This is a genomic window from Corallococcus sp. AB038B, from assembly GCF_003668955.1.
GTDB lineage: Bacteria > Myxococcota > Myxococcia > Myxococcales > Myxococcaceae > Corallococcus > Corallococcus exiguus.
Genome location: NZ_RAWO01000078.1, coordinates 1 through 466, shown reverse-complemented (window position 1 = coordinate 466; position 466 = coordinate 1). Strand labels below are relative to the sequence as shown.

Here is a 466-nt window from a genome sequence, read left to right as displayed (position 1 = left end):
CGACGAGGCGAACCCCCAGGTGGTGCATCAGCCGATGATGTGCCAGCACTGCGAGAACGCGCCGTGCGAGACGGTGTGCCCGGTGCTCGCGACGGTGCACTCCAGCGAGGGGCTCAACCAGCAGGTCTACAACCGCTGCGTGGGCACGCGCTACTGCGCGAACAACTGCCCCACCAAGGTCCGCCGCTTCAACTGGTTCGACTATCCGCACGACGAGCCGCTGGAGCGGATGGTGCTCAACCCGGACGTGGTGGTGCGCAGCCGGGGCGTCATGGAGAAGTGCTCGCTCTGCGTGCAGCGCGTCCAGGAGGGCAAGGCGGAGGCTGTTCGCGAGGGCCGGGCGCTGAAGGACGGCGACATCCAGACGGCCTGTCAGCAGAGCTGCCCCGCGAAGGCCATCCACTTCGGGGACGTGAATGACCCGAACAGCCGCGTGGCGAAGCTGGCGAAGGACGGGCGCGCGTTC

The 466-nt window shown here is 68.2% G+C and carries 1 protein-coding gene; it reads left to right on the top strand.

Features of this window, described 5'->3' with window-relative positions; translation table 11 throughout:
- Window positions 1-466: 4Fe-4S dicluster domain-containing protein (locus D7Y04_RS42610; RefSeq protein WP_121763062.1), on the top strand; the 466-nt coding region annotated here is incomplete at both ends.